The organism is Janthinobacterium sp. NFX145, assembly GCF_049810325.1.
Lineage (GTDB): Bacteria > Pseudomonadota > Gammaproteobacteria > Burkholderiales > Burkholderiaceae_D > Janthinobacterium > Janthinobacterium rivuli.
This window is the reverse complement of the sequence record NZ_CP187360.1, coordinates 2473949-2499063: the sequence shown is the minus strand read 5'-3', so window position 1 is coordinate 2499063 and position 25115 is coordinate 2473949. Positions and strand designations below refer to the sequence as shown.

The window sequence follows — 25115 nt, the reverse complement described above, 5'->3', positions numbered from 1 at the left end:
TTCATCAATATCTGCGGCAAGTACGGTATCTCAAGCGCTGGCCCGCGCGATCAGCTCGTAGGACAGCGGCGCCAATGCCGGTGACGCGGCGCCCTCGTCCACTTCGCCCAGGCGCTGCAGGATGGCTTGCGCGGCCAGGCGGCCGATGTCATAGCGCGGCACGCGTATCGTCGTCAGCGCCGGCATGAGTTTTTCCGAAAACGGGAAGTCGCCAAAGCCGGCCACCGCACATTGCTCGGGGATGCGGATGCCCAGGCGCGCCGCTTCATAGATGGCGCCGGCAGCCATGTTGTCGTTGGCAAAAAACAGGGCGTCGGGTCGTTCGGCGCGCGCCATTTGCTCGCTGAACACTTGCCCGCCCGCATCGAGCGGCGCCGTCACCGACGCTTGCACGATGTCCGCACGCAAACCCAGCTGCCGCATGGTTTCCTCATAGCCCTGGGCCCGCTTGCGGGCGCGGAAATCGCTGCCGATGCCGCTGTCGACGTAGACGATGCGCCGGTAGCCTTGCGCGTGCAAATACAGGGTCATGTCGCGCCCCGTGGCGATATGCGAAAAGCCGATCTGCGGATACGGCCGCTCGGAGCGGATATCCCACGTTTCGATGACGGGAATCTGCAAGCCGGCCAGCAGGGTTTCCGTGGCGGCGCTGTGGTCGGCGCCCGTCAGCACGAGCGCGCGCGGCGACCAGCCGAGAAAGGCGCGCACGACTTTTTCTTCCGTCTCGATCGAGTAATCGTGGGTGGCCAGCAGCAATTGGTAATTGTGCTGCGACAAGGTGGTCGACAAGCCCTGGATGGTTTCCGCAAAGATGGAGTTCGACACGCTGGGCACGATGGCGCCCACGATGCGGCCCTGGGTCGAGGCCAGGCCGCCGGCCGCCTCGTTGCGGATATAGCCGAGCTGGTCGATGGCGCTCTTGATGCGCTCGCGTGTTTCCTGCGACACGCGGTCCGGCTCCTTGAAATAGCGCGACACGGAAATGGCCGAGGTCTGTGCCAATTTGGCCACATCGAACACGGTGCTGCGGCCGAGGCCGCGCCGCTTGCGTACTGGGTCGTTCATGGGTACTGCCTTCTCAAAAATCGGTGATCACCATGCATCATGCCATGGCCGGGCGCACGGGGGACGCCAGCGTAACGCCGGTGCTTTACGGCCCTTCGGCCGGGCCGCATAAATTCCACCCTGGAAATTGGCGTCAATGAAATCATGCCGATAGTGTAAGGGCTGCGCGCCTGCACCCTGCATTAAATCTGTTGACAGCCCCCAGCGATTCAAATTATATTTCGCTGTACTTGCAATGTTAGCGCTAACAAAGGCCGCAAGCAAGACCCGAGACAGCAGCACTGGAACGCCATACGCAGCGCGCCAGGCAACCAAAAAGGACACACATTGAGCTCCGCTACCTCCCGCCGCACGCTGGAATCCCTGCGCAGCCAGCGCTGGCTGGCCCCAGACGACATGCGCTCGTTCGCCCACCGCCAGCGCCTGCAGCAGATGGGCTTGCGCCGCGAGGAATTCCTCGACCGCCCCGTCATCGCCATCATCAATACCTGGAGCGACCTGTCGCCGTGCCACTCGCACTTGCGCGAACGGGCCGAAGCCGTCAAACGGGGCATCCTGCTGGCCGGCGGCTTCCCCGTCGAGCTGCCGGCCCTGTCCTTGGGCGAAGTCATGGTCAAGCCCACGACCATGATCTACCGCAACTTCCTTGCCATGGAAACGGAAGAACTGCTGCGCTCGCTGCCGATCGACGGCGCCGTGCTGCTCGGCGGCTGCGACAAGACGACGCCCGGCATGCTGATGGGCGCCATCAGCATGGACATCCCCGCCATCTTTTGCCCTGCCGGCCCCATGCTCAACGACCGCTACCGCGGCCAGAGCGTGGGCGCGGGCACGCATACCAAGAAATTCTGGGACGACTACGTGGCCGGCGACATCGCCAAGCCCGAATGGATCAAGCTCGAAGCGAAGATGACGCGCTCGCCCGGCACCTGCAACACCATGGGCACGGCCTCGACCATGACGTCCATCGTCGAAGCGATGGGCTTTACCTTGCCGGGCGCCACCAGCATTCCCGCCATGGACGCCAACCACGTGCGCATGGCCTCGCAATGCGGCGAGCGCATCGTCGGCATGGTGTGGGAAGACTTGAAGCCGTCGCGCTTCTTCACCCGCGCCGCGCTGTCGAACGGTGTGGCCGCCTACATGGCGCTCGGCGGCTCGACCAACGCGGCCATCCACCTGGTCGCCATTGCCGGGCGCGCCGGCCTGGCCCTGTCGCTCGATGAAATGGATGCGATGGCGCAAAAAGTCCCGGTCATCGCCAACCTCTTCCCGTCCGGCGACAAGCTGATGGAAGATTTCTTCTATGCGGGCGGCATGCCGGCCCTGCTCAAGGAAATCGCGCCGCAGCTGGACTTGACGGCCTTGACGGTCACGGGCCGCAGCCTGGGCGAAAACATCGCCGACGCCGTCTGCCTCGACGACAGCGTGATCCGCAAGGTGTCGCAGCCGGTGGCCGACGGCGCGGCGCTGGCCGTGCTGCGCGGCAACCTGTGCCCTGGCGGCGCCGTCATCAAGCCGTCGGCCGCCAATCCGAAGTTCGCCAAACACCGGGGACGCGCCCTCGTGTTCGATTCGAACGCGGAGATGCTGGCGCAAATCCATGCGCCCGACCTCGACATCGATGAAAACACGGTGCTGATCCTGCGCAATGGCGGCCCCATCGGCGCGCCCGGCATGCCGGAATGGGGCAATCTGCCCGTGCCGAAAAAGCTGCTGCAGCAGGGCATCCGCGACATGGTGCGCATCTCCGACGCGCGCATGAGCGGCACCCACTACGGCACCTGCGTGCTGCACGTGACGCCGGAAGCGGCCGTGGGCGGCCCGCTGGCCCTGGTGCGCAATGGCGACATGATCGAGCTCGACATCGCCGCGCGCACCCTGAACATGGACGTGACGGACGAGGAACTGGCGCGCCGCCGCGCCGAGTGGCAGGCGCCCGCGCAAAAATATGCGCGCGGCTACACCAAGCTGTACATGGAACACGTGACCCAGGCCGACCAGGGCTGCGACCTCGACTTCTTGCTGGGCAACGCCGCCACGCCCGAGCCGCCGATCTTCTGACGCCGCCATCTTCCGACATATATAGAGAGCACAGGATCAACATGGATATCTTGAACAACCCTTTCCGCGCCTTGCTGGCGGACAAAGCAGTACCGCTGGGCAGCTGGCTGATGGCCGGCACGCCCGTCACGGCCGAAGCCATGGGCTGCGCCGGCTTCGACTGGCTGGTGCTGGACATGGAACACGTGCCCATCGACTACCAGGACGCCTACCAGATCCTGCAAGCCGTGGGCGGCACGCCGGCCTGCCCCGTCGTGCGCCTGGCCTGGAACGACCTGGTGCAAATCAAGCGCGCGCTCGACATCGGCGCGCAAACGCTGATGTTCCCGTTCGTGGAAAACGCCGCGGAAGCGCGCAGCGCCGTGGCCGCCACGCGCTATCCGCAGCCGGGCCAGGCCGTTCCCGGCACGCGCGGCTTTGCCGCCATGCACCGCGCCAGCCGCTATGGCACCGTGCCCGACTACGCCACCCGCGCCAACGGCGCCGTCTTTTCGATTATTCAGCTGGAAACGCCGGCCGCGCTGGCGCAGCTGGAAGAGATCGCCGCCGTCGAGGGCGTCGACGCCCTGTTCGTCGGTCCCGGCGACCTGTCGGCCGCGATGGGCCATATCGGCAATATCGGCCATCCCGACGTGCAGGCGGCGATTGCCGACGCTGCCCGCCGCGCCCGCGCCATTGGCAAACCGATCGGCATTGTCGGCCCTTCGCCGGAAATGGTGCACACTTTCATCCATTACGGCTATGACTACGTGGCCATCGCCTCGGACATGGGCATGATGATGCGCCAGGCCAACGCCTTCATCACGGCCCTGAAACCGTCGCTGGCGAAAGCCCTCGACACGGGTGCCTACTAATTATTTTGTTGCAACGCACGTAGCGCGCTCAGACGCGTCATTCGCATCTTTTGGAGACAAGCATGTCAGGTGTAAAACTGGAAAAGGTCGTCAAGAAGTACGACAACGGCGTCGAAGTCATTCATGGCATCGACCTGGAAATCAAGCAAGGCGAGTTCGTCGTCTTCGTCGGCCCATCGGGCTGCGGCAAGTCCACCCTGATGCGCATGGTCGCTGGGCTCGAATCCATCACGGGCGGCACCATCTCCATCGAGGGGCAGGTCGTCAACGACTTGCCGCCGCGCGAGCGCGACATCGCCATGGTGTTCCAGGACTATGCGCTGTACCCGCACAAGTCCGTGTTCGACAACCTGGGCTTTGGCTTGAAGCTGCGCAAGTTTCCGAAGGCGGAAATCGAACAGCGCGTGCGCGCCGCCGCCACCATCCTGAAAATCGACCACTTGCTCGACCGCAAGCCGCGCGCCCTGTCCGGCGGCCAGCGCCAGCGCGTGGCCATGGGCCGCGCCATCGTGCGCCAGGCCAAGCTGTTCCTGTTCGATGAACCGCTGTCGAACCTGGACGCCCTGCTGCGCTCGGAAATGCGCACGGAAATCAAGAAGCTGCACCAGCGCATCGGCGCCACCACCATTTACGTCACGCATGACCAGGTCGAAGCGATGACCCTGGCCGAACGCATCGTCGTACTGTCCGGCGGCAACATCATGCAGGTCGGCACGCCGGACCAGATCTACAACGAACCCGTGTCGAAATTCGTCGCCGGCTTCACGGGCTCGCCGCCGATGAACTTCCTCGGCGCCAAGGTGGCGCGCAATGGCGCCGGCCAGACCGAGATCGTGCTGGGCGCGGCCCGCCTGGCCCTGCCGGCCGAACGTCAGGCTGCCTGCGGCAAGCTCGATGGCCGCGCCGTGGAATTCGGCATCCGCCCGGAAGACATCACTCTGGAAGCGGCCGGCAGCGCCAGCGCCGCCCTGGCCGCGACAGTCGTGGTGGTCGAACCGCTGGGCGCGGAAACCCTCGTCATCTTCCAGTGCGAAGGCGGCGAATTGACGGCGCGCCTGCCACCCACGTTCGCCCTGGCGCCAGGGCAGCAAGTCACGGTACAGCTGGACATGGAGAAATTCCATCTGTTCGATCCGCAGGGCGGCGCGGTTCTGCCATCCCGATAAGCCGCGCACAAGCGGCATTTCCATACCAAAACAGGAGACAAACATCATGCGTATCAAATCCCTCGTCCTGGCGCTCGGCGCCACTTTCGTCCTCGCCACCGGCGCGCAAGCGCAAACGGTCAAAGTCTTTGTCGGCGGCCAGGAGCGCCCCGAAGTCATGCGCGAACTGTTCGCCAAATTCATGGCCGCCAATCCCGGCGTCAAGATCGACCTGGAAACGGGCGGCGCCACGTCCGAATTGCAGCAGAAATACCTGAACACGGTACTGTCGGCTGGCGACACTACCCTGGACGTCTTCCTGATCGACATCATCCGCCCGGCGCAATATGCCTCGGCTGGCTGGATCGAAAGCCTGGACAAATACCTGGGCGCCGACCGCGACAAGATCATGGGCCAGTACCTGCCCGCCTACAAGCAAGCGAATATGGTCGACAACAAGGTCGTCGCCCTGCCCGCCTTTGCCGACGCCATGTTCCTCTACTATCGCAAGGATTTGCTGGCCAAGTACAAGCTGGCGGCGCCGAAAACCTGGGATGAGCTGGCCACCGTGGCGCGCACCATCCAGGCCGGCGAAAAGAATCCGGAATTGCAAGGCATCAGCTTCCAGGGCAAAGCCATCGAAGGCGCCGTCTGCACTTTCCTGTTGCCGTACTGGAGCCAGGGCGGCGAACTGGTCACCAATGGCAAGCTGACCCTGGACAAGCCCAAGGCGGAAGCGGGCCTGGCCATGTGGCGCAAGCTGGTCGACCAGGGCGTGGCGAAAAAGAACATTGCCGAAGTGGCCACCGACGACACGCGCAAGGAATTCCAGGCGGGTAATGTCTTGTTTGCCGTCAACTGGGGCTATGCCTGGAACCACTTCCAGGATGGCGCCGACAGCAGCGTGAAAGATAAAGTTGGCGTCGTCAGCCTGCCGGCCATGGCGGGCGGCAAGCCGGCCTCGTGCATCGGCGGCTGGCAGTGGGCCGTGTCCTCGTTCTCGAAGAACAAGGAAGCGTCGGCCAAGCTGGTGCGCTGGCTGTCGAGTCCGGAAGTGTCGAAGCAGCTGGCCATCAAGGCCTCCAACCTGCCCGTCTACCCGTCCGTCTACCAGGACAAGGAAGTGCTGGCCGTCAATGGCTGGTTCGCCGATGCCCTGCCGGTGGTGCAAAGCGCCCGTTCGCGCCCCGTCACGCCGCGCTACAGCGAAGTGTCGGAAGCCGTGCGCGTCAATACAAATGCCGTGATGGCGGGCGTGAAGACGCCGGCGGCCGGCGTGGCCGAGATCGAAAACCGGGTCAAGCGCATCCTGCGCTAACCGGCATGCGCCCGTGCCGCCACAACGGCGGCCCGGGCGGCACACGCATACGCACACCGCAACAGACGAGGAAATCATGAGGCAACGCACCCTGAAAAGCCGCATCACGGACCCCAGCGAAACGACGCTGGCCTGGGTCCTGCTGACGCCGGCGATTCTGTTTTTACTGCTGATCGTGGCCTACCCGGTCAGCAAACTGATCTACAACAGCTTTTTCGACATCCGCCTGTCCGGCGGCGGCCTGCCCAGTTTCGTGGGCCTGGACAATTACAAGATGGCGCTGGAAGACAGCCTGTTCTGGAAGTCCATGAAAAACACCATCATCATCACCGTCGTCACCGTGCCTGGCGCGCTGGTGGCGGGCCTGGGCCTGGCCATGCTGGCAAACATGCCGTTCAAATACCGCTGGCCCGTGCGCCTGGCGCTACTGCTGCCGTGGGCCTTGCCGCTGGCCTTCGTCGGCCTGATCTTCGCCTGGTTCTTCCACAGCGAATACGGCCTGGTGAACGACATCATCCGCCGCATCGACCTGCTGATCCCCGGCCTGGGCTGGGAACCGCAAATCTGGTTCAACTCGCCCGCGCTGACCATGGCCGCCATCTGCATCACGACCATCTGGAAAACCTCGTCGTTCATGGCCCTGATTTTGCTGGCCGGCCTGCAGACCATCCCCGCCTCGCTGTATGAAGCGGCCGAGGTGGACGGCGCCAGCAAGTGGAAGCAATTTACGGAAGTGACCCTGCCGCTCTTGGTGCCATCGATGCTGGTGGCGCTGATCTTCCGCACCTTGACGGCCATCCAGTCCTTCGATATTCCGTACAACATGCCCGGCCCTGGCGATGAAACCAAGACCCTGGCCATGTACATCCAGTCCAATACGGTGGACTACCTTGACGTGGGCTACGGCTCGACCCTGGCGGTGTTCATGTTCCTGCTGTCGATGGCCACCACGTTTGTGTATCTGAAATATGTAAGAGGAGACAAAGAATGAGCGGCCTGTTTTCATCGAAGCGCCTGCGCTGGTTCGCCGCCGCGATCGTCATCCTCAACGGCGTCTTTCCCGCCCTGTGGATTCTGTTCACCTCGCTGAAGACCGAGAGCGAACTGACGCAAAAGCCGATCACCTACTGGCCGCACGAACCGACCATCGGCAATTTCATCTCGGCCTTCCAGGACCAGCCGCTGCTGACGTTCCTGACGAATAGCCTGATCGTGGCCGGCCTGTCGACCCTGCTCAGCCTGTTCATCAGCGCGCTGGCCGCGTACGCGATCGCCCGCTTGCGCCTGCGTTTCCGTGGCTTGATCCTGACGGCCATCATCGGCGTGTCGATGTTCCCGCTGGTGACCCTGATGGTGCCGCTGTTCGAAATCATGCGCAGCCTGGGCTTGCTGAACTCCTACTGGGCGCTCGTGCTGCCGTACACGGTGCTGAACCTGCCGATTTGCACCCTGATGATGGTGAGCTTTTTCCAGGATATTCCGCGCGACATCGAGAATGCGGCCATGCTCGACGGCTGCACCCGCCTGAGCGCCCTGTGGCGCATCGTGCTGCCGCTGGCTGCGCCTGGCGTGGCGACGGCCGCCATCCTCGCGTTCGTCAATTCCTGGGACGAGTTCCTGCTGGCGCTGTCGATGAATTCGGCCGTGGCTTACCGCACCCTGCCCGTCGGCATCCAGCTGTACCAGGGCGAGTTCGCCTTCCCGTGGCCGATCATTTCGGCGGCGCTGGTGGTGGCCATCGTGCCCATCGTCGTGCTGATCGTGATCTTCCAGGAAAAGGTCGTCAGCGGCCTGACCTCGGGCGGCTTGAAGGGCTAAGGCGAAGACATGGACCACCAGTCTCCCTTCACCCTGGCGCACGGCGACTGCCGTGCCGACGTCCACCCGGCCACGGGTGGCGCGCTGGCGGCACTGCGCTGGCGCGGACGCGACATCCTGCGCGCCGCGCCGGCCGCTGCTGGTGTGCGGCAGATGGCCTGCTATCCTTTGGTGCCGTATTCGAACCGCATCGGCAACGCCGTGCTGCAGGCGTCGGAACAGACGTATGCGCTGCGCGCCAATTTCCCGCCCGAGCCGCACAGCATCCACGGCTTTGGCTGGCAGCGCGCCTGGCACGTGGCGGCGCGCACAAGCGACAGCGCCGAACTGCTGCTCGTGCATGGCGGCGACGCGGACTGGCCATTTGCCTGCACGGTGCAGCAAACCGTGCTGCTCGACGATGCCGGCCTGCGCCTGACTTTATCGGTGCGCAATGACGACACGCGCGCCATGCCCGCCGGCCTGGGATTTCACCCCTACTTCCCGCTGGCCACTGGCCTGCGCCTGCAAACGCAATGGGATGGCGTGTGGAGCATGGGCGACGACCGCTTGCCGGCCGGCCTCGCACCAGTGGCGCAAGCGTCGCCATTCGCCACGCCGCAGCCGGTGGCCGGCTGGCAGGCGGACAATTGCTATAGCGGCTGGACGGGCCGCGCCAGCCTCGATTACGGAGATTATGCCGTGCAGCTGTCGGCCAGCGACAATTGCCGCCACCTGGTCTGCTTCGCGCCCAACGACGAGCGCGGCTTCATTGCGCTGGAACCCGTCACGCACGCGAATAACGCGTTCGCGCTGGCCGCGCGCGGCGCGCACGACACGGGCATGCGGTTGCTGGCGCCCGGCGAGAGCCTGCACATCGCCATGCGCCTGGCAATCGAGGAGAAACAGCATGCGTGAATGGCAAGCCGAACTCGTGCTCGACACGCGCGCCCAGCTGGGCGAATGCCCGCTGTGGAGCGTGGCCGAACAATGCCTGTACTGGATCGACATCGCCGGGCGACGTCTGCACCGCTACGATCCGGCCACAAACCACGACCGCGTCTGGTGGGTGCCGTGCGAGCCGGGCTGCATCGCCCTGGCTGAAAAGGGCGGCCTGGTGGCGGCCCTGCGCGACGGCTTCTACCGTTTCTATCCGCAGGAAGGCTTGCTCGACAAGCTGGCCGATGCACCGTACGACAGCGGCAACATGCGCTTCAACGATGGCCGCTGCGACAGCGCCGGGCGTTTCTGGGCCGGCGCCATGTATGAGCCGCGCACGGCGGAACTGGCTGCCATGTTTTGCCTGGAACGGGGTGCCACGCGCCTGGGCTGGGGACCGCAACACGATCTTGGCGTGAAAGTCAGCAACGGTCTCGCCTTCGCGGAAGATGGAAAATTCCTGTTCCAGTCCGATACGCCAAACCACGTGATCTACCGTTTCGCATTTGACGCGGCCAGCGGCCAGGTGGGCGAGCGCCAGGTGTTTGCCCGCCTCCCCGTCAAAGGCGAAGAGGCCGTGTATGGCGGCCGCCCCGATGGCGCGGCCATCGACGCGGAAGGCTGCTACTGGAGCGCGCAGTACGAAGGCGGCCGGGTGCTGCGCTTTTCGCCGCAGGGCGAGATCATCGACATCGTGCACGTGCCCGTCGCACGCCCCACCATGATCGCCTTTGGCGGCGCCGACCTGCGCACCCTGTACATCACCAGCGCGCGCGAAGGCGCAAGCGACGATGAACTGGCGCGCCAGCCGCAAGCCGGAGGCCTGTTTGCCGTGCGCCTGGACGTGGCCGGCCGCGCCGAACCCCTTTACCGGGATTGATACTCCACACAACCCTCCCGAGGACAGCATGAACGCCAACATCACTCTCTACCCCAGCCTGCAGGACCGCGTGGTCTTCGTCTCCGGCGGCGGCTCCGGCATCGGTGCTTCCATGGTCGAACACTTCGCCCTGCAAGGCGCGCAAGTGGCTTTTTGCGACATCGACCGCGACGCCAGCGCCGCCCTGGCTGCGCGCCTGGCGCCCCTGTGCCGCCATGCGCCGCATTTCGTGTACAGCGACATCCGCGACATCGCCGCCTACCAGGCCAGCCTGGCCGACGTCGAGGCGCGCTTCGGCGCCATCCGCGTGCTGCTCAATAACGCGGGCCGCGACGACCGCCATTCGCTGGCCGAACTGACGCCCGAGTACTGGGACAACTGCCTGGCCCTGAACCTGAAACACCACGTGTTCGCCATCCAGCAGGTGGCGCCCGGCATGGCGGCCGCCGGCGGCGGCTCCATCATCAACCTCGGCTCGATTTCATGGATGCGCGGACGCCCCAACCTGGTCGGCTACACCACGTCCAAGGCGGGCATCGCGGGCCTGTCGCGCACCCTGGCGCGCGAGCTGGGCGAACAGAATATCCGCGTCAACGCCATCGCCCCGGGCGCCATCGTCACGGACCGCCAGGCCGCGCTGTGGCGCGATCCGGAAGAAGACCGGCGTTTCATCGAACTGCAATGCCTGAAATACCGGCTCGATGCGGGCCACGTGGCACGCACGGCCCTGTTCCTGGCGGCCGACGATTCGGACGGCATCACGGGCCAGAACATCATCGTCGACGCGGGACTGGCCCAAGTTTCCGTCGCGGGTTAAGCCGCATCATCCATCCAAGGAGAACCCTCATGTTGAACCTGCAAGACGCAAGCCTGTTGAAACAGCAATGCCTGATCGACGGCGCCTGGTGCGACGCCGATGACGGCGCCACCATCGATGTCACGAATCCGGCCACGGGCGCCGTCATCGCCACCGTGCCGCGCATGGGCGCGGCCGAGACGCGGCGCGCCATCGCCGCCTCGCATGCGGCCTTCCGGCTGTGGCGCAAGCAGACGGTGAAGGCGCGCGCCACGGTGCTGCGCGCCTGGCATGCCTTGATTTTGCAGCACGCCGACGACCTGGCGCTGATCCTCACCAGCGAGCAAGGCAAGTCGCTGGCCGAAGCGAAGGGCGAGATCGTCTCGAACGCGGCCTACCTGGAGTGGTTTGCCGAGGAAGGCAAGCGCGCGTATGGCGACGTCATCGCGCCGCCGTCGAACGACAAGCGCATCGTCGTCATCAAGCAGCCGATCGGCGTGTGCGCGGCCATCACGCCGTGGAATTTCCCGAACGGCATGATCACGCGCAAAGCCGGCCCCGCCCTGGCGGCCGGCTGCAGCATGGTCTTGAAACCGGCATCGCAAACGCCGCTGTCGGCCCTGGCCCTGGCCGAACTGGCGCTGCGCGCCGGCGTGCCGCCCGGCGTCTTCAATGTGGTGACTGGCGCCGCGCAAGCGATCGGCACGGAACTGTGCCACAACGACCTGGTACGCAAGATCACGTTTACGGGATCGACGGAAGTGGGCGCCTGGCTGTCGCGCGAGGCGGCCGGCACCATCAAGAAGCTGTCGCTGGAATTGGGCGGCAACGCGCCCTTCATCGTTTTCGACGATGCCGACATCGACGCGGCCGTCGAAGGCGTGCTGATGTCGAAATACCGCAACAGCGGCCAGACCTGCGTGTGCGCCAACCGCATCTACGTGCAGGACAGCATCTACGACGACTTCGCCGCCCGCCTGGTGGCCAAGGTGGCCGAGCTGAAACTGGGCAATGGCCTGGACGCTGGCGTCACGCAAGGCCCGCTGATCGATGAAAACGCCGTGCGCAAGATCGAGCAGCATATCGCCGACGCGCTGGCCAAGGGCGGCAAGCTGGCCATCGGCGGCAAGCGCCACGCGCTGGGCGGCAGCTTTTTCGAGCCCAGCGTGGTACTGGAAGCGAACAGCGACATGCTGGTCGCCACCGAGGAAACCTTCGCCCCGCTGGCGCCGCTGTTCCGCTTCCACAGCGAAGACGAAGTCGTCGCCATGGCCAACGCCACGCAATTCGGCCTGGCCGGCTATTTCTACAGCCGCGACCTGGGCAGGGTCTGGCGCGTGGCCGAAGAACTGGAAGTGGGCATGGTCGGCATCAACACGGGCATGATCGCCAATGAAATGGCGCCATTCGGCGGCGTCAAGCATTCGGGCATGGGCCGCGAAGGCTCGCATTACGGCATGGACGACTTTCTCGATATCAAATATTTGTGCATGGGAGGGATTTGATTATTTCAAGGTAGGCAAGGCAGGGATCAGCAAGCATACTCATAAAAAACACAGGAGACAAGATCATGCAAACGACATTGCGCAAGACCACATTGGCCGCGGCCATCACCGGCGTGCTTCTCGCGTCGCCATTTGTTAGCGCTAACGCGCGCGCCGACGAACTGAGCGACATGAAGGCCATGCTGGCCCAGCTGCAGGAAAGAGTGGCGCAGATGGAAGCGAAAGCGGCTCAGCCTACACCCGCAGCGGTACCTGCCGCAGCGATGGCGGCCGCACCGGCGGCGGCCCCCGTGAAACCCGTCACCGGCTTCAACTGGAAGCTGTACGGCCGTGGCGACATCGGCTACACGGTTTCGCGCGGCAAGGATGCCAGCGGGCGCCAGCTGACGAACCACCGCCTGAACCAGGGCGAGATGGCCAGCCGCCTGGGCCTCACGGGCGCCTGGGTTTTCAGCGATGAATACAAGGCCATCTTCGGCGTCGAGACAGGCTTGAACCTGTTCAACGGCAACGCGGGCGGCGGCACGCAAAACAACACCACCTCGTCCGTGCTGTTCAACCGCGGCTCCACCGTCGGCTTTGCGTCGACCACCTGGGGTTCGATCGAAGGCGGCACCATGTACATGGCGCCGTTCTGGGTCTCGCTGGGCGCCGACCTGGCCTCGGCGCACAATTACGGCGCCAATGACTTCAGCGCCCTGTTCTCGCTCACGCGCCCCGAATCGCTGGGCCGCTACCTGAAAGACCCCGTGACGGGCAACGCCAGCAAGACGACGAGTTTGGCCGGCAACAACTCGGGCACGGCCCTGTTCTACGGCAATGCGCTGCGCTACCGCAGCCCCACCTGGAACAACGTCTCGGCCGAGGTGTCGTATTCGGCCGGCCAGCAGGCGTCTTCCGCAACCGACCTGGAAAACGATGGCCGCAGCTGGGCCGCCAACGTGCTGTACAAAAAGGGCGACCTGTTCCTCGGCTATGCGCACATGGATTACCAGCAGAGCAACGACATCAGCACGGCCGGCACGCCGAACTTCATCAAGCGCAACCAGGTCACGGATATCGTCGGCGCGCGCTACAAGTGGAACGACTTTACCTTGGGCGGCTCCTACACGTCCTACCGCGTGTCGAACGCGGGCGGCTATGCGGCCGACGCCTTTGGCGTCTCGGGCGCGTATGACCTTGGCAAGCACCGCATTGAGGGCAGCCTGGCGCACATCAGCTATGACGGCGTCAACGCCAAAGGCGCGTTCGGCACGAACACGGGCGATGGCGTGGGCAAGCCAAAATCGACGGCCTACTCGCTGGGCTATCTGTACAACTTCCAGCCTACCCTGTCGTTCTACGCGTACGCCACGCGCATCGCCAACAACAGTCACGCCAAGCTGGGCGTATTGCAGTTCCGGGGGGACAATAACTACTTCGGCTACAGCCCCGTCGAGCTGACCGCCGGCATGTTCCTCGTCTTTTAATTAGTGCTTAATTGTTGATGCACCGCCGGCCCGCCCGCATGCCCCGCCATGCGGCGGCCGGTTTTCACAGGAGTTGATCGTCATGCAGTACACACTACACCAGGAAAATGACGGCGTCGCCCTGCGCTGCGCCGGCCGCTTGCTGCTGCGCCACAGCGCCGCTGCGCCATGCGTGTTCGTCGGCCAGGGCCGCGAAAGCATGGAAATGTACCGCGGTAACTTCGAGATCGAGGATTACGTCGAGGAGCGCAGCGCCCTGCGCGCGCTGGCCGTCACCGAGGCCGATGGCGCCACCACGCTGAGCTTCGCGCGCCATGCGGGAGACGCTGCGCAACTGGTGCTGGCCGTGCAAGCGACGCCGCATGGCCTGCACCTGGTGGTGCGCTATGCGGCGCCGGACTGGAACCGGCTGTGGCTGCGCCTGCCCGCAGAGAAAGACGAGCATGTGTGGGGCTGCGGCGAGCAGATGTCGTACTTCGACCTGCGCGGCCGCCACTTCCCCCTGTGGACGTCGGAGCCGGGCGTGGGCCGCGACAAGTCGACGCATCTGACGTGGCAGGCGGACGTCACGTCCAAGTCGGGCGGCGACTACTATCACACGAATTACCCGCAGCCGAGCTTCATCTCATCGCAGCGCTACTGCCTGCACGCGGAAACGACGGCGTATGCGGACTTCGATTTCCGCCAGCCCGATTTCCACGAGCTGCAATTCTGGGCCATGCCCGAGCGCCTGGAATTCATGCTGGCCGAGACCTTCGCCGACCTGGTCGGCGTCGTCTCGCAGCGCTTCGGCCGCCAGCCGCACTTGCCGGCATGGCTGCAGAATGGCGCCATGCTGGGCCTGAAAGGCGGCGAGGAGCACGCGCGCGCCATCCTGGCGCAGGCGCAGGAGCACGGATTGCCCGTCAGCGCCCTGTGGTGCGAAGACTGGGTGGGCTTGCGCCAGACCTCGTTCGGCAAACGCTTGTTCTGGGACTGGCGCTGGCAGCCGCAGCGCTACCCTGACCTGAAGAATTGGATCGCCGACCTGGGCAAGCAGGACATCCGCTTCCTCGGCTACGTCAACCCTTATCTGTGCAACGACGGCACCCTGTACCAGGAAGCGCTGCAACAGGGCTTCCTGGCGACAGCCATCGATGGCGGCGCCTACCTGGTCGACTTCGGCGAATTCGATTGCGGCGTGGTCGACTTCACCAACCCGGCCGCCGCGCTGTGGTTCGAGGAACGCATCCTGCGCCAGGAAATGCTCGATTTCGGCCTGTCCGGCTGGATGGCCGATTTTGGCGAATACCTGCCGATCGACCTGCGCCTGCACAATGGCGCCGACGCGCGCCTGATGCACAACGCGTGGCCGACCCTGTGGGCCGAAGTCAATGCGCGCGCCATCGAACGGGCCGGCAAGACCGGCGACGCCACCTTCTTCATGCGCGCCGGCTACACGGGCGTGCAGGCGCACTGCCCGCTGCTGTGGGCGGGCGACCAGTCGGTCGACTTCAGCCGCCACGACGGCTTGCAGACGGTGATCTGCGGCGCCCTGTCGTCCGGCCTATTGGGCAACGCCTACCACCACAGCGACATCGGCGGCTATACGAGCTTGTTCGGCAACCTGCGCACGGCCGAACTGTTCCAGCGCTGGACGGAAATGGCCGTGTTTACGTCGATGATGCGCACGCACGAAGGCAACCGTCCCGACGAGAACTTCCAGTTCTACCAGGATGAAGACGTGTTCCGCCACTTTGCCCGCATGACGCGGCTGCACGTGGCGCTGGCGCCCACCATCCGCGCCCTGGCCGAAGACGCCGTGGCGCGCGGCCTGCCGCTGCAGCGCCCCTTGTTCCTGCACTATGAGCACGACCGCGCCACCTACGCCATCCAGGACCAGTACCTGTTCGGCCCCGACCTGCTGGTGGCGCCCGTGCACGCGGCCGGCGCCGCGCGCTGGAGCGCCTACCTGCCGCAGGGCGACGCCTGGATCCACCTGTGGAGCGGCGCCGCCTTCGACGGCGGCCAGCGCGTGGAAGTCGACGCGCCGCTGGGCCAGCCGCCCGTCTTCGTGCGGCGCGGCTGCGCGCAGCAGGACTTCTTCCTGTCGCTGGCGAAATGAGACTGGCATGAGCGTGGCGTCGCACCTGCTGTTCCTGGCCTGCGTGGCGCTGGCCAGCGTGGCGCAGAACCTGACGGGTTTTGCGTTTGGCCTGATCCTGCTGGGCCTGACGGCCGTGCTGCACCTGGCCAGCCTGGGTGACGTCGCCAACGTGGTCAGCGTGCTGGTGCTGGTGAATGCGGCCATCACGTTTGGCCGCACGCGTCCGCAGCTGGCCTGGCCCGTGTTCGGCCCATCGCTGGCCGTCAGCCAGATGGGCGTGGCTGCGGGCGTGGCCTTGCTGGGCTGGTTCAGCGCGCAGCAGGTAAGCCTGCTGCGCTTCCTGCTCGGCTGCGCCATCGTCGTCTGCGCCTTCATGCTGGTGCTGCGCGCCAGCGCGCGTGCACAACAATCCGGCCTGCCCGCCTTCCTGTTTTTCAGCGGCGTGTCCGGCGTGATGGGCGGCCTGTTCGCCAGCGCCGGCCCGCCCATGGTGTACCACCTGTACCGCCAGCCATGGCCGGCCGACATGATCCGCCACTCGCTGATCGTGCTGTTCGCCGCGAACGCCGTGCTGCGCCTGGCCCTCGTGCTGGCGCACGGCCAGTTCAGCATGACGGCCCTGTGGCTGACCCTCGAAGCCTTGCCGCTGGTGATGGGCCTGACGTGGCTGGCGCGCCGCCATCCTTCGCGCCTGCCCATCGAACACGTGCGCCGCGCCGTCTTTGTGCTCCTGCTGATCGCCGGCCTGGCCCTCGTGCTGCCGCCCGTACTGTCGCTGCTTGCCTGAGGCGGCGCCTTTTCCCTTTTACTTTTACAAGACGAACCTTCCATGTCCGCTTCCCGCTTTTCCTCCCTGCCCGCCGACTGCGACCTGCTCGTCGTCGGCGGCGGCATCAATGGCGCCGGCATCGCGCGCGACGCGGCCGGCCGCGGCTTGCGCGTGGTGCTGTGCGAACAGCACGACCTGGCGCAGCACACCTCCTCCGCGTCCACCAAGCTGATACACGGCGGCCTGCGCTACCTCGAATACTATGAATTCAAACTGGTGCGCAAGGCGCTGCAGGAACGCGAAGTGCTGCTGCGCGCCGCGCCCCACATCATGTGGCCGATGCGCTTCGTCATGCCGCACGACGCAGCACAGCGCCCCGCCTGGATGATACGCGCGGGCCTGTTCCTGTACGACCACCTGGCCAAGCGGGCCTTTTTGCCCGCCTCGCAAGGCATCGCGCTGGACAAGCACGCGGCGGGTGAACCGCTGAAGGCCGGCTACCGCAAGGGCTTCGTGTACTCCGACGGCTGGGTCGACGATGCGCGCCTGGTGGTGCTCAACGCGCTCGACGCGCAGGAGCACGGCGCGCACATCCTCACGCGCACGGCCTGCATCGACGCGCGCCGCGATGGCGGCGCCTGGCAAGCCACCCTGCAAGCCGGGGACGGCCAGCGCAAGACGCTGCGCGCGCGCGCCATCGTCAACGCGGCGGGACCGTGGACGGCACAATTTGCCGGCGCGGCCGGCGGCGGCAAGACGCAAGGGCTGCGCCTGATCAAGGGCAGCCACATCATCGTGCCGCGCCTGTTCGAGCATCCGCACGCCTACATCTTCCAGAACCCGGACCAGCGCATCATCTTCGCCATCCCCTACCAGGATGACTTTACCCTGATCGGCACCACGGACGAGGAATACAAGGGAGAGGTCAGCCAGGTCAAAATCAGCCAGATGGAAATCGATTACCTGTGCCAGGCGGCGAACCGCTATTTCAAGCGCGAGATTTCCCCCGCCGACGTCGTATGGACGTATTCCGGCGTGCGCCCTCTGCTCGACGACAGCGCGCAGAACGCGTCGGCCGTCACGCGCGACTACCTGCTGGAAGTGGCGCGCGGCGAGGCGGCAACGGGCGCGCCGCTGCTCAATATCTGGGGCGGCAAGATCACCACCTACCGCAAGCTGGCCGAGGAAGCATTGGGCTTGCTGGCGCCCCTGCTGGACAATACCGGCGCGGCGTGGACGGCCGAGGCGCCCCTGCCCGGCGGCGACCTGCAGCAGCCGAATCGTCTGGTGGACAGCCATGATTTCGACGCTTTTCTCGCCCACTTCCAGCGCGAGCACGTCTGGCTGCCGCCCGCGCTGGCGCGCCGCTATGCGCGTGCCTACGGCAGCCGCGCCACGCGCCTGCTGACGGGCGCCACTTCGATGGCCGACCTGGGTGAGCAGCTGGCGCCCGGCCTGTACGAGGCCGAAGCGTGCTATCTGATCGAGGTGGAATGGGCCAGGAGCAGCGACGACATCCTGTGGCGGCGCAGTAAACTGGGCTTGCGCTGCGCGCCGGCCGATGTGGAACGCGTGCAGCAGTGGCTGGCGGCCCATCTGGCGCAAGAGGTGGCGGCATGACGTATTTGCTGGCCCTCGACCAGGGCACCTCCAGTTCGCGCAGCATGGTCTTCGATGAATCCGGCGCCATCGTCGCCGTGGCGCAGCGCGAGTTTCGCCAGCTCTTCCCGCAGCCAGGCTGGATCGAACACGATCCGATGGAAATCTGGCACAGCCAACTGGCGACCTGCCGCGAAGTTCTGGCCAAGACAGGCCTGAAAGCAGATGCCCTGGGCGCGCTGGGCATCACCAACCAGCGCGAAACGACCGTGGTGTGGGACCGCGCCACGGGCGAACCCGTCTACAACGCCATCGTCTGGCAAGACCGCCGCACGGAAGCGCTGTGCGAGGACTTGCGCGCGCGCGGCCTGGCCGGCGCCATCCACGCGAAAACGGGCCTGGTGCTCGACCCGTATTTTTCCGGCACCAAGCTGCGCTGGATACTCGACGCCGTGCCCGGCGTCCGCGCGCGGGCCATGCGCGGCGAACTGGCCTTCGGCACCATCGATACGTGGCTGGCGTGGAAGATGACGGGCGGCCGCCTGCACGTGAGCGACGTCACCAACGCTTCGCGCACCATGCTGTGGAACCTGCATGAAGGCTGCTGGGATACCCAGTTGCTCGACTGGCTGGGTATTCCCGCCAGCCTGCTGCCATCCGTCCACCCATCGAGCCACGTGTATGGCGAAACGGATGCCGAGGTGCTGGGCAGCCCCGTCATCATCGGCGGCATTGCCGGCGACCAGCAGGCGGCGCTGTTCGGCCAGACCTGTTTTACGCCGGGCATGGCGAAGAATACCTATGGCACGGGCTGCTTCCTGCTGCTCAATACGGGCGAACATTGCGCGCAATCGCAGCATGGCCTGATCAGCACAGCCGCCTGCCAGGTGGGCGCGCAGCCGACATATGCGCTCGAAGGCAGCGTCTTCATCGGCGGCGCCGTGGTGCAGTGGCTACGCGACGGCCTCGGTGCCATCGGCCACGCGGGCGAAGCGGAAGGCCTGGCCGCCTCGGTGCCCGATTCGGGCGGCGTGGTCTTCGTACCGTCGTTTACGGGACTCGGTGCGCCCTACTGGGTGCCGTCGGCCAAGGGCGCCATCCTGGGCCTGAGCCGTGGCAGCACGGTGGGCCACATCGCCCGCGCGGCATTGGAAGCGATCGCCTTCCAGAGCGCCGCCCTGCTGGGCGCCATGACGCGCGATGCGCAAGCACCGATCACGGAACTGCGCGTGGACGGCGGCGCCTGCGCCAACAACCTGCTGCTGCAATTCCAGGCGGACCTGCTGGGCATTCCCGTGGTGCGCCCGAAAGTAATCGAAACGACGGCCCTGGGCGCCGCCTATCTGGCGGGCCTGGCCATCGGCCAGTACCGTGGCGTGGAAGAGCTGGCATCGCACTGGCGCGCGGAAAGAACCTTCCTGCCCACCATCGGACGCGACCAGGCTGCCAGCCTGATGCAGCAGTGGGAGGTGGCGGTGCGGCGGTTTACGGGAAATGGGGAGGGATAGCGAACGCTTGCAGTAGCCAGCATGTCGACACGCCGCCTGCGGGCGGCGGCGACGCCTGGCAAGCTGGGCAAATTAACGGGCCAGAAAAGTATTAAGTATCGATAAGGTAAGCAGTATCACGCCCGCCCCCATGCCTACCGCCGCGACCAGGTTGCGGCTGCGCTCTTCATCTTGCAAGAATTGATGTACCAATCGCGCCATGATCGAACTCCTTGTACTTAATTCCCTGTACTTCATGCTAGTCACCTTATCCCTGTGTTGTCAAGTGAATGTCCGAGTATAACCACCCGGCCGCGATGGTGAGAATCGCCGAGGCAAGCAGCACGCGGTAGTGGCGCAGCGTTTTCAAGCACCCGGTGAAGCCGCACATTTTCGTCGGAAAAACAGGCCCTGCCGCCGGAGGCTGTCTTGTGAAGCCAGGAGCGCACTGAAAAAAAAAGCCCGCTGCGGGAGCGGGCTGAATCTATTTCCTTGGAGGAAGATAGAGGAGACAGATGAATGATGCCGCGTTGCAGCATATAAAACCACTTTATATTCGTGATGTCAGAAATACGCAGCAGTGATATTAAGGGCAACGAAGAATTCCATACGGCAACTTTTATGCTGCTGCTTCCATTTTCCCGTCGCCAGAACGCAACATATTCTTGATGCCGCGCAGCGCTTGCCGCACCCGCGCCTCGTTTTCGATCAGGGCGAAGCGCACATATTCATCGCCATATTCGCCGAAGCCGATGCCGGGCGAGACGCTCACCTTGGCTTTTTGCAGCAGCAGCTTGGCAAATTCCAGCGAACCCAGGTGGCGGTACGCTTCCGGAATATGCGCCCAGATGTACATCGAGGCCTTCGGTTTTTCCACCATCCAGCCCGCTTCATGCAAGCCTTTCACCAGCACGTCGCGGCGGCGCTGGTATTGGGCGCAGATGTCCGTCACGCAGCTCTGGTCGCCTTCCAGCGCGGCGATGGCCGCCACTTGCACCGGGGTAAAACTGCCGTAGTCGTGGTAACTCTTGATGCGCGCCAGGGCCGCCACCAGTTCCGCGTTGCCCACCATGAAACCGATGCGCCAGCCGGCCATGTTGTAGCTTTTCGACATGGTGAAAAACTCGACGGCGACGTCGCGCGCGCCCGGTACCTGCATGATGGACGGCGCCTTCCAGCCATCGAAGGTGATGTCGGCATACGCCAGGTCATGCACCACCAGAATATTGTGCTGTTTCGCCAGCGCCACCACGCGCTCGAAGAATTCCAGCTCCACGCATTGCGCCGTCGGGTTGGATGGGAAGCCCAGCACCATCATCTTCGGTTTCGGATAGCTTTCGCGGATGGCCCGTTCCAGTTCGGCAAAGAAATCCACGCCCGGTCCCATGCGCACGGAGCGGATGTCGGCGCCCGCGATCACGGCGCCCCAGATGTGGATCGGATAGCTGGGATTGGGTACCAGCACCGTGTCGCCACGGTCGAGTGTCGCCAGCATCAAGTGGGCCAGGCCCTCTTTCGAGCCGATGGTGACGATGGCTTCGCTGTCCGGGTCGATGTCGACCTCGTAGCGCTTCTTGTACCAGTGCGCAATGGCGCGGCGCAGACGGGGGATGCCTTTTGAGGCGGAATAGCCGTGCGTGTCGGGGCGTTTGACCGTCTCGACCAGCTTGTCCACGATGTGGGCCGGCGTGGCGCCATCGGGATTGCCCATCGACATGTCGATGATGTCCTCGCCACGGCGGCGCGCGGCCATCTTGAGTTCGGCGGTGATATTGAAAACGTAGGGGGGAAGGCGATTGATGCGCGAAAAGCTGCGCGGAGCTTGGCTGTCGGTCATGGTATCTCTATACGTAAGCGCCCGGATCCGTCCGAGCGACGTTGGCACAATGTGTGCGCCTGTGACGATACTAACCCGGCTTCGCAAGAACTGGCAAGTGTGCAGTCAAGCCGTTACAATGCAGGCTGATCGAAAATGAGCGCACCGGTTGGTAACCCGGTAAGTGCCCGGCACAGTCCGGCATGCTCCCGCCCACGCGGACCCACGGCGCTGACCTCTGACTGTACCACCAGCCGGGGAGGTGTTCTGGTTCGTGCATTTTCCCGCCGCGCCATCCCTCCCCTGTTTTTACTTTAGGAATGAGACGGATGGCAACACACGACACCGCAGTAACTGGCATGACCCTGGACCGCGCCGGCATCGAGCAGCAACTGGCCCAATCAGTGCACCACTTCATCGATTGCGCGTTCGACGGCGAAGACTTGTCGCGCCTCGATCTGCAGGGCTGCACGTTTGAACGCTGCACCTTTGCCGAAACGAACTTGTTTGCCAGCAAACTGGCGCGCAGCACCTGGCGCCGCTGCCGCGCGGGCAGCGCCGATTTCGAGTCCGTCGATGCCGTCGATGCCACGTTCGAAGGCTGCGACCTGAACAACACGAAATGGCGGCGCGCCAAGCTGGCCTCGGCCACCTACCGCGGCTGCAAGCTGACGGGCGCCTCGTTCGAGGAAGTGGCCCACCTGGGCCTCACCTTCGAAGACAGCCTGCTGGTGGGCGCCGACCTGCGCGGCTTTTCGTTCCGCAAGGCGACCTTAAAACAGCTGGATTTTTCCGACGCCTACCTGGCCGGCTGCGACTTCCGCGAGGCCGTCTTCGAAGGCGGTAGCTTGCGCAATGCCACCATCAAGCTGGCGAAGTTCCAGGGCGCGGACTTGCGCGGCGCCGATATCGACGGTTTCAAATTGAGCGAAGCAGCGCTGCTGAAAGGCGCCGTCATCACGCATGCACAAGCGGCCAACTTCATGCGCGCGCTCGATCTGGTGGTGATTTGATCTGAAAAGGCAAAAAAAAGCCCGCTATGGAAGCGGGCTGAATCTATTTCCTTGGAGGAGATAGAGGAGACAAGTGCATCTTGCGGCACCGCCGCATATCACGCCACTTTATCTTCATGATGATAGAAATACTCATCAGTGATAATGAGGCGCCATCAGGGTCTCAAGCCGTACGGCGCGTGGCCTGCGGTAAAAATTCTCCCAGCCACACCAGCAGGGCCAGGCCCGGAAACGCCATGCCAGTCAGCAAGGTCGCTTGCCAGCCATAGCTCGCATACACCCAGGCGCCGATGGCCGAGCCGGCCGCGCCGCCGGCGAAGAACAGGGCGAAATACAGGCCGTTCAGACGGCCCCGCACTTCAGCGCCCAGGCTGAAGATGGCGCGCTGGCCCAGCACCAGGTTGGCGGCCACACCCATGTCGAGCACGATGGAAGCGACCACCAGCAGCCCCAGCGCCACGTGTTTCGATGTTGGCGCAAACATCGGCAAGGCAAAGGCGACGATGCCCAGCGCCAGTGCAACGGCCGTGGCTGGCAATGTGTGGCCCGCATCGGCCAGGCGGCCGGCGATGGGGGAAGCGACGGCGCCAGCCATGCCCACCAGGGCAAAGATGGCGATGCCCGTTTGCGACAGGCCGAACGCGGGGCTGGACAGCACCAGCGGCGTGACGGTCCAGAACAGGCTGAAGGCGCCAAACAGGCCAGCGTGATAGGCGGCGCGGCGGCGCAGCACTGGCGTACCCAGCAGCAAATGCCACAGCGAGGCCATCAGGGCCGGATATTTCATGCTCGACACGGGCTGGCGCACGGGCAAGGCGCGGCGCAGCACGGCAGCCAGCGCCAGCATCAGTACTGCGGCGCCGCCAAACACCACGTGCCAGCTGGCATGCGCAGCCACCAGCGAGGCCACGGGGCGGGCCAGCATGATGCCCAGCAACAAGCCGCTGACCACCTTGCCCACCGTCTGGCCCCGCGTCGCTTCCTGCGACAGGTGGGCGGCAAACGGCACGATCACTTGCGCCGCCACGGAACCCAAGCCGATGGCCAGAGCGGCGGCGAGAAAAACGATGGCGCCCGTGGAGAGCGCCGCCGCCACGAGGGCCGTGGCTGTCACCAGCAAGGCGGTGATGATCAGGCGGCGGTTTTCCAGCAAGTCTCCCAGCGGCACAACAAACAACAGGCCCAGGGTATAGCCGACTTGCGTCAGGGTCACGATCAGCCCGGCCGCCTTGGCCGACAGGCCCGTCGAGGCACTGATGGGCCCGACGAGGGTTTGCGCGTAATACAGATTGGCGACGATCAGGCCGGAAGCGATGGCCAGCAGCAGCACCATGGCGGGCGAAATGTCGTGGGGAGCAGACGGTGAGGCCTTGTTCATGTTGTTTCCTCGGTTCGATAGGGATGTTGCCATTCTAGGCAAAGCTGAGGCAAAGATAATTAGGGCATAATCCGCTTATACTTTTCACATAAGATGAACAATTAAACGGAAGCTATCCCATGGACAAGATCAAGGCCATGCAAACCTTCGTGCGCATCGTCGAGGCCAACAGTTTTTCCAAGGCGGCCGAAACCCTGAATTTGCCGCGCGCCGCGCTGACGGCCACCCTGCAAAAGCTGGAAGCCTACCTGGGCACGCAGCTGCTGCAGCGCACCACACGCCGTTTGTCCCTGACGCCGGAAGGCGCCGAATATTTTCGCCATTGCATCGACATTTTGAAAGCCGTCGACACGGCGGAACTGGCCTTCCGTGGCCCGGATGCGAAAAAACCGCGCGGCTTGCTGCGCATCAACCTGCCCAATACCGTGGGCCGGCGCCTGATCATTCCCCATATCGCGCAATTCCATGGCGCGTATCCGGACGTGCAATTGCAGCTGAGCCTGACGGACCGCCTCGTCGACCTGACGCAGGAAGGCATCGATTGCGCCTTGCGCGTGGGCACCTTGCAGGATTCCGCCTTCATCGGCAAACAGATCGGCCTGATGCACTTCGTCACGTGCGCCTCGCCCGCCTACCTGGCGCAACATGGCACGCCGCACACCCTGGCCGACCTGGCGGCGCACCTGGGCATCATGCATTACTCGGGCCGCACGGGACGCGCCTTCGACTGGGATTTCCAACAAGGCAAGGAAGTGGTGCGCGTGCAGATGGCCGGCCCCATCGCCGTCAACGACGCGGACGCCAGCGTCGCTTGCGCGCTGCAAGGGCTGGGTGTGGCGCAGGCGGCCATGTACCAGGTACGCGCGCACCTCGACAGCGGCGCCCTGGTGGCCGTGCTGCCCGACTGCTCGCCGACACCCATGCCCATGTCACTGCTGACGCCACAAGGCCGTTTGGCCACGCCCAAGCTGCAGGCGTTTGCCGGCTGGCTGACGGCCCTGCTGGCTGCCCACCTCGACGTACAACTGCCCACGCACAAAATCTGAGGCAAAAAAAAAGCCCGCTACGAGAGCGGGCTGAATCTATTTTCTTGGAGGAGAATAGAGGAGACAAGTGCATTATGCTGCGTCGCGAC

21 protein-coding genes are annotated in these 25115 nt (G+C 64.7%); 17 read left to right on the top strand and 4 right to left on the bottom strand.

What is annotated here, in order from left to right; genetic code table 11:
* Positions 1 to 30 precede the first annotated feature (30 nt).
* Positions 31 to 1065 (bottom strand): LacI family DNA-binding transcriptional regulator, encoded by a 1035-nt coding sequence (locus tag ACPJXG_RS11145; RefSeq protein ID WP_425254264.1) that lies wholly within the window; start codon positions 1063 to 1065, stop codon positions 31 to 33.
* Between the two features lie 396 nt (positions 1066 to 1461).
* On the opposite strand from ACPJXG_RS11145, the gene araD reads away from it, so the two are divergent.
* The 15 genes from araD (at position 1462) to glpK (ending at position 19794) form a co-directional block, all read left to right on the top strand.
* A complete protein-coding gene (gene araD, locus ACPJXG_RS11140) occupies positions 1462 to 3129 on the top strand; it encodes an L-arabinonate dehydratase (protein WP_254798439.1) in 1668 nt (555 codons plus the stop codon).
* A gap of 41 nt (positions 3130 to 3170) precedes the next feature.
* Positions 3171 to 3983: an HpcH/HpaI aldolase family protein gene (locus tag ACPJXG_RS11135; RefSeq protein ID WP_402718617.1), complete on the top strand. Its 813-nt coding sequence runs from the start codon at positions 3171 to 3173 to the stop codon at positions 3981 to 3983.
* A 62-nt stretch (positions 3984 to 4045) separates the two neighbouring features.
* Positions 4046 to 5149: an ABC transporter ATP-binding protein gene (locus tag ACPJXG_RS11130; protein ID WP_402718618.1), complete on the top strand. Its 1104-nt coding sequence runs from the start codon at positions 4046 to 4048 to the stop codon at positions 5147 to 5149.
* Positions 5150 to 5195: 46 nt separating this feature from the next.
* Positions 5196 to 6446, top strand: a complete 1251-nt coding sequence (locus tag ACPJXG_RS11125) for an ABC transporter substrate-binding protein (protein WP_035819750.1) — start codon at positions 5196 to 5198, stop codon at positions 6444 to 6446.
* 76 nt (positions 6447 to 6522) lie between these two features.
* Positions 6523 to 7437: a carbohydrate ABC transporter permease gene (locus ACPJXG_RS11120; protein WP_402718619.1), complete on the top strand. Its 915-nt coding sequence runs from the start codon at positions 6523 to 6525 to the stop codon at positions 7435 to 7437.
* Positions 7434 to 8264: a carbohydrate ABC transporter permease gene (locus tag ACPJXG_RS11115; RefSeq protein ID WP_034755232.1), complete on the top strand. Its 831-nt coding sequence runs from the start codon at positions 7434 to 7436 to the stop codon at positions 8262 to 8264. Before ACPJXG_RS11120 ends, ACPJXG_RS11115 begins: the two co-directional genes overlap by 4 nt.
* A gap of 9 nt (positions 8265 to 8273) precedes the next feature.
* Positions 8274 to 9161, top strand: coding sequence for an aldose 1-epimerase (locus ACPJXG_RS11110; protein ID WP_425254263.1), 888 nt, complete (start codon positions 8274 to 8276; stop codon positions 9159 to 9161).
* Complete coding sequence (locus tag ACPJXG_RS11105; RefSeq protein ID WP_425254262.1) at positions 9154 to 10062, top strand: SMP-30/gluconolactonase/LRE family protein; 909 nt, start codon at positions 9154 to 9156, stop codon at positions 10060 to 10062. The genes ACPJXG_RS11110 and ACPJXG_RS11105 overlap by 8 nt, the downstream gene beginning before the upstream one ends.
* A 28-nt stretch (positions 10063 to 10090) precedes the next feature.
* Positions 10091 to 10879, top strand: coding sequence for an SDR family NAD(P)-dependent oxidoreductase (locus tag ACPJXG_RS11100; RefSeq protein ID WP_425254261.1), 789 nt, complete (start codon positions 10091 to 10093; stop codon positions 10877 to 10879).
* Positions 10880 to 10908: 29 nt separating this feature from the next.
* A complete protein-coding gene (locus ACPJXG_RS11095) occupies positions 10909 to 12363 on the top strand; it encodes an NAD-dependent succinate-semialdehyde dehydrogenase (RefSeq protein ID WP_425254260.1) in 1455 nt (484 codons plus the stop codon).
* A gap of 65 nt (positions 12364 to 12428) precedes the next feature.
* Positions 12429 to 13832 (top strand): porin, encoded by a 1404-nt coding sequence (locus tag ACPJXG_RS11090; RefSeq protein WP_425254259.1) that lies wholly within the window; start codon positions 12429 to 12431, stop codon positions 13830 to 13832.
* An 82-nt stretch (positions 13833 to 13914) separates the two neighbouring features.
* Positions 13915 to 15936: an alpha-glucosidase gene (locus ACPJXG_RS11085; protein WP_425254258.1), complete on the top strand. Its 2022-nt coding sequence runs from the start codon at positions 13915 to 13917 to the stop codon at positions 15934 to 15936.
* 7 nt (positions 15937 to 15943) lie between these two features.
* Positions 15944 to 16705: a TSUP family transporter gene (locus ACPJXG_RS11080; RefSeq protein WP_425254257.1), complete on the top strand. Its 762-nt coding sequence runs from the start codon at positions 15944 to 15946 to the stop codon at positions 16703 to 16705.
* 42 nt (positions 16706 to 16747) lie between these two features.
* A complete protein-coding gene (gene glpD / locus ACPJXG_RS11075; protein ID WP_425254256.1) occupies positions 16748 to 18307 on the top strand; it encodes a glycerol-3-phosphate dehydrogenase in 1560 nt (519 codons plus the stop codon).
* Entirely contained in the window at positions 18304 to 19794 is a 1491-nt protein-coding gene (gene glpK / locus ACPJXG_RS11070; protein WP_425254255.1) for a glycerol kinase GlpK, read from the top strand. The genes glpD and glpK overlap by 4 nt, the downstream gene beginning before the upstream one ends.
* A gap of 72 nt (positions 19795 to 19866) precedes the next feature.
* Here glpK and ACPJXG_RS11065 read toward each other — a convergent pair whose 3' ends face one another.
* Entirely contained in the window at positions 19867 to 19995 is a 129-nt protein-coding gene (locus ACPJXG_RS11065) for a hypothetical protein (protein ID WP_258002789.1), read from the bottom strand.
* Positions 19996 to 20392: 397 nt separating this feature from the next.
* Complete coding sequence (gene alaC / locus ACPJXG_RS11060) at positions 20393 to 21610, bottom strand: alanine transaminase (RefSeq protein ID WP_425254254.1); 1218 nt, start codon at positions 21608 to 21610, stop codon at positions 20393 to 20395.
* Positions 21611 to 21918: 308 nt separating this feature from the next.
* On the opposite strand from alaC, the gene ACPJXG_RS11055 reads away from it, so the two are divergent.
* Positions 21919 to 22602, top strand: coding sequence for a pentapeptide repeat-containing protein (locus ACPJXG_RS11055; RefSeq protein WP_225241695.1), 684 nt, complete (start codon positions 21919 to 21921; stop codon positions 22600 to 22602).
* Between the two features lie 163 nt (positions 22603 to 22765).
* Here ACPJXG_RS11055 and ACPJXG_RS11050 read toward each other — a convergent pair whose 3' ends face one another.
* Positions 22766 to 23980 (bottom strand): MFS transporter, encoded by a 1215-nt coding sequence (locus tag ACPJXG_RS11050; protein ID WP_425254253.1) that lies wholly within the window; start codon positions 23978 to 23980, stop codon positions 22766 to 22768.
* Between the two features lie 119 nt (positions 23981 to 24099).
* On the opposite strand from ACPJXG_RS11050, the gene ACPJXG_RS11045 reads away from it, so the two are divergent.
* Complete coding sequence (locus tag ACPJXG_RS11045; RefSeq protein WP_425254252.1) at positions 24100 to 25026, top strand: LysR substrate-binding domain-containing protein; 927 nt, start codon at positions 24100 to 24102, stop codon at positions 25024 to 25026.
* Positions 25027 to 25115: the final 89 nt, after the last annotated feature.